Genomic DNA, 4,327 nt, shown 5'->3' with positions numbered 1-4,327 from the left:
CCGCCGAGCGACTCGGCGGGCCCCGCTGTCAGTTGTGCGTTGTCCTACGGAACGTCAGTGGTCGGTGCCGTCGGGCGTCGCGCCGCCCGGCGCTGCCTTGCGGTCGGCGCCCTTGGCTGCTTCGGCCTCGCTGTAGATGTCGGGCTCGAGGTAGATCACGCGGGCGATCGGGACCGCCTCGCGGATGCGGGCCTCGGCGGCGTCGATGGCGGAGGCGATCTCGGCGCCCGTGTCGCCCTGCGGGACCGCGATCTTGGCGGCGACCAGGAGCTCCTCGGGGCCGAGGTGGAGGGTGCGCATGTGGATGATGCGGGTGACCACGTCACCGTCGACGATGGCGGCCTCGATCTTCTGCTCGTCCTCGGCGCCCGCGGCCTCACCGAGCAGCAGCGACTTGGTCTCGATGGCCAGGACGACCGCGATCAGGACGAGCAGGACGCCGATGCAGATGGTGCCGACACCGTCCCAGACGCCGTCGCCGGTGAGCAGGGCGAGGCCGACGCCGCCCAGGGCGAGGATCAGGCCGACCAGCGCGCCGAGGTCTTCCAGGAGGACGACGGGCAGTTCGGGCGCCTTGGCGTGGCGGACGAACTCCTTCCAGGACTTCTTGCCCCGCAGGACGTTGGACTCCTTGATGGCCGTACGGAAGGAGAAGGTCTCGGCGATGATCGCGAAGACGAGAACACCGACCGGCCAGTACCAGTGGTCGATCTCGTGCGGGTGCTTGATCTTCTCGTAGCCCTCGTAAAGGGCGAACATGCCACCCACGGAGAACAGGATGATCGAGACGAGGAAGGCGTAGATGTAGCGCTCGCGGCCGTAGCCGAAGGGGTGCTGCGGGGTCGCCTCACGCTTGGCCTTCTTGCCGCCGACCAGCAGCAGGGCCTGGTTGCCGGAGTCGGCGAGCGAGTGCACGCCTTCGGCGAGCATCGACGACGAGCCGCTGAACGCGAACGCGACGAACTTCGCTGCCGCGATCGCGAGGTTGGCGGCGAGTGCCGCCACGATCGCCTTGGTACCGCCTGACGCGCTCATGTGTCGCGTTGTCCCTTCGCCTTCGTCTTCGTACGTCTGCACGCCCGTACGTCTGCACGTCCGTACGCCGTTCAGGGCGTCGCCGAGGGGGCGTGCGGCCCCCGTTCGGCTTTGCCCGTCCTTTGCCGGTGGGCCATTGTTGCAGCCCGGTCCGACAACGGCGCGCCGGGTCTTCGGATGCCCTCGGTCAGGCGACGACCGTGGCGCGGAAGACCGTACCGGCACCGGACACTTCGGCCTTTTCGCCTGCCGGTACGAAGACGGACCGACCGGGCGTCAGGTCGTGCTCGCCGATGCGGACGGAGCCTGCCGTGCAGAGCAGGATCTGCGGGGTCGCGCGCGTGACGTCGTGGGCGGTGGTGCCCTCCGGGAGGACGTACCGGGACAGCCGGAACTCGTCGATCGGGGTCTCGTAGACCTCCTCGCCGTCCGGGGACGCCTCCGGGCGCAGCACCCCGGGGTCGCCGGCCTCGAAGCGGACGACGCGCAGGAGTTCGGGGACGTCGACGTGCTTGGGGGTCAGGCCGCAGCGCAGGACGTTGTCGGAGTTGGCCATGATCTCGACGCCGAGGCCGCTGAGGTAGGCGTGCGGGATGCCGGCGCCGAGGAACAGGGCCTCGCCGGGCTGGAGGCGGACGTGGTTCAGGAGCATGGCGGCGATGACGCCGGGGTCGCCGGGGTAGTGGTGGGCGAGGTCGGCGTACGGGGCGTAGTCGCCGCCGAGTCGGGCGCAGGCGGCCGCGGCGTCAGCGACCGTGCGGGCCATCTCGTCCGGGTCGGCGGTGAGGATCGCGGTGAGCACCTCGCGCAGGGCCGCGTCCTCGGGGTGGGCGTGCAGCAGGTCGACGTACGGCTTGAGGGAGTCGACGCCGAGGCCGTCCAGCGCGTCGGCTGCTGCGATGGGGTCGCGGAAGCCGCACAGGCCGTCGAACTCGGTGAGCGCGCAGATCAGTTCGGGCTTGTGGTTGGCGTCCTTGTAGTTGCGGTGGCCCGCGTCCACCGGGATGTGCCGGCGCTCCTCGTCCTCGTAACCCTCCTTCGCCTGCTCCAGGTTGGGGTGCACCTGGAGGGAGAGCGGGGCGCCGGCGGCGAGGATCTTGAGGAGGAAGGGCAGGCGGGGGCCGAACTTCGCCACGGTCGCCTCGCCCAGCTCGCGCTCCGGGTCGGCCTCGATGACCTCGACCAGCGTGCCGCGCTCGGTGCGCGAGGGTGCGCCCGGGTGTGCGCCCATCCACATCTCCGCCTGCGGTTCACCGGTCGGCTCGGCCCCGAGGAGCTTCGGGATCGCGGTGGTGGAACCCCAGGCGTAGGGGCGGACGGTGTTGTCGAGGCGGTCCATGCGGTTGTCTGCCTGTTCTGTGCGGGTAGGCGGGTCTCTTCGTGGGGGACGCCGGTTCGCCTTGTGTACGCCTGCCGGTTCCTGCTGCGTACGGCGGCCAGGGCCCCCTGGGACAGATCAGGCTCCCGAAGCGAGCGCCAGGTAAACGGCGGCGAAATCGGTGATGGCGATCAGTTCCGCGAGGGTCTCCAGCTCGCCGCCTGTTTCCGGCTCGAGTTCGCTGATCGGCGTGTCATGGCTCAGGGCCAGGTCGCGCGCGGCGGGCGCGGCGGTGAGGCCGCCGATCGGGCGGTCGCGCAGCAGCACCACGCGCGCGTGCAGGGCCGGTGTCTCCTCCACGCGGTCGCGGAAGAAGTCGTCGGGGTCGGCGTTCGCGGCGAGTCGTCCGGCGAGCAGGGCGCTGTGGGCGGCGAGTGCCTCGGGCAGTTCGGCGACGAGAGCGGGGTGGCCGGAGAGCTCGGCGAGCGCGGCGGCGAAGCGGCGGCCGGCCGGGCCGGCGGAGACGCCCTCGGTCCAGATCAACGGCAGCGAGTCGGCGAGTTCCGCGGCGAGGGTCTTGGCGGGGTTGCTGTAGGTCGCGATGGCGGGCCCGCAGCGTTCGGCGATGTGGTCGAGGCGGTCGGCGACCTTCTCGACGGCGTCGGGCGGAGCGGTGAGCATGCCCGTGCGGTCGAGGAGCGCCAACAGCGGGGTGAGCAGGGCCCACAGGACGCCTGGGGCGGAGGCGGCGAGGACTTCTTCCTCCCCCTCGTCGTACGGGGCGGTCGCCATCGGCACGAACAGGCCGTGGTTGTTGTGCACGGCTTCGGTGAGCGGCGAGGCGGCGGGGGCCACGGCGACGACCGTGAGGCCGCGGCGGTACGCCTGCTCGGCGAGGAGCGAAAGGCCCGGCTCGCTGCCGTCGGGGGTGGTGATCAGCAACAGGTCCACGGAGCCGGCCCAGCCCGGGAGCTCCCAGCGCAGAGCACCCGCGGCGGGGGCGACGCCGGCCGGGGCCAGCCGGGTGACGGGGCTGGTGGCGCCTGCGAGGGTGCCGAGGAGGTCGGCGACGCAGATGGCGGCGGCGCCGGGGCCCGCGATGAGGATGGCGCGGGGGCGGCCGTCGGGTTTGAGGTCGTTGATGCCGGCCTCGGCTGCGTGCCGGGCGGCGGTGCGGACACGGGCTCCTGCTTCGGCCGCGCCGCGCAGCAGGGCACGGCGGTCGGCCTCGGCGAGCGCCTCCGGCGTGTCCAGCAACGATTCGTCGAGCATGGGCGGCAGCCTCCGATCGCCGGGTCTTTTTTGGGGGGCGGGGGTCTTGCGCGGGGGCGGGGTGTGCGTCGGGGGGCTTGCTCGGTCCTGGTGGCGCCGGTGCGGGGGCTGGGTTCCGGGTGGTTTTCGGTTCCGGGGGGTCCTGGTGACGGCATCCGTCGGCGGTCGCCTGCCGGCGGTGGCTGGAGTCCGTGCGCAGGGGGCGGGACGGTGCGACGCCTGGGGCAGCAGCGGAGGCCGGACGTCTGTAGGGCGGGGGCTGCTTGGTCCCGGACGGTGACCGGTCGTTCCGTCGCCCTTGCGCCGGTGCCGGGGCGGCCCGTTACGCGGGGCGGCGGGCCTCGTCCACGAGCAGGACGGGGATGCCGTCACGGACGGGGTACGCCAGGCCGCAGCCCTGGCCGGTGCAGATCAGCTCGGCGTCCTGCTCCTTGAGAGGGGCGTGGCAGGCCGGGCAGGCGAGGATCTCCAGGAGGCCGGCTTCCAGCGGCATGAGGTGTCCCTTCTGGGGCGGGTGGGTGCGGTACGTGCGTGTGTGCGGATGTGCCTGGTCAGCGTACCGCCGGTGGGGGCGGGGTGCCGGGGTTGGGCGGTGGTGGGGTTGGTGGGGGTGGTTTCGCCCCCGCCGCCCCTACCCTTCCCGTCCTTGAAGGGGCTGCCGCCCCTTCCACCCCGGCTCCTGGGGGCTGCCGCCCCCAGACC

At 72.5% G+C, this 4,327-nt stretch carries 4 protein-coding genes; all 4 read right to left on the bottom strand.

The window, feature by feature from the left end; all coding sequences use genetic code 11:
• Positions 1–54: 54 nt before the first annotated feature.
• The 4 genes from ACWGDB_RS41845 to ACWGDB_RS41830 all read right to left on the bottom strand — a co-directional run bounded on the left by ACWGDB_RS41845 (position 55) and on the right by ACWGDB_RS41830 (position 4,118).
• A complete protein-coding gene (locus ACWGDB_RS41845) occupies positions 55–1,035 on the bottom strand; it encodes a cation diffusion facilitator family transporter (protein WP_453827277.1) in 981 nt (326 codons plus the stop codon).
• Positions 1,036–1,222: 187 nt separating this feature from the next.
• On the bottom strand, positions 1,223–2,374 hold the full coding sequence (gene manA, locus ACWGDB_RS41840) for a mannose-6-phosphate isomerase, class I (RefSeq protein WP_453827276.1): 1,152 nt from the start codon (positions 2,372–2,374) through the stop codon (positions 1,223–1,225).
• Positions 2,375–2,491: 117 nt separating this feature from the next.
• Positions 2,492–3,625 (bottom strand): SIS domain-containing protein, encoded by a 1,134-nt coding sequence (locus tag ACWGDB_RS41835; protein WP_453827275.1) that lies wholly within the window; start codon positions 3,623–3,625, stop codon positions 2,492–2,494.
• Between the two features lie 322 nt (positions 3,626–3,947).
• Complete coding sequence (locus ACWGDB_RS41830) at positions 3,948–4,118, bottom strand: Trm112 family protein (RefSeq protein ID WP_086725970.1); 171 nt, start codon at positions 4,116–4,118, stop codon at positions 3,948–3,950.
• Between the last annotated feature and the right edge of the window lie 209 nt (positions 4,119–4,327).

The sequence above is a fragment of the Streptomyces sp. NPDC055013 genome (assembly GCF_053608645.1).
Note: the sequence above shows the minus strand (reverse complement) of the source record. Positions and strands in the feature narration are given on the sequence as shown.

Excerpts from the sequence above, each read along its gene's own strand:
- ACWGDB_RS41845 (WP_453827277.1), bottom strand. The coding sequence starts at position 1,035 with ATGAGCGCGTCAGGCGGTACCAAGGCGATCGTGGCGGCACTCGCCGCC.
- ACWGDB_RS41830 (WP_086725970.1), bottom strand. The coding sequence starts at position 4,118 with ATGCCGCTGGAAGCCGGCCTCCTGGAGATCCTCGCCTGCCCGGCCTGC.
- ACWGDB_RS41835 (WP_453827275.1), bottom strand. The coding sequence starts at position 3,625 with ATGCTCGACGAATCGTTGCTGGACACGCCGGAGGCGCTCGCCGAGGCC.
- manA (WP_453827276.1), bottom strand. The coding sequence starts at position 2,374 with ATGGACCGCCTCGACAACACCGTCCGCCCCTACGCCTGGGGTTCCACC.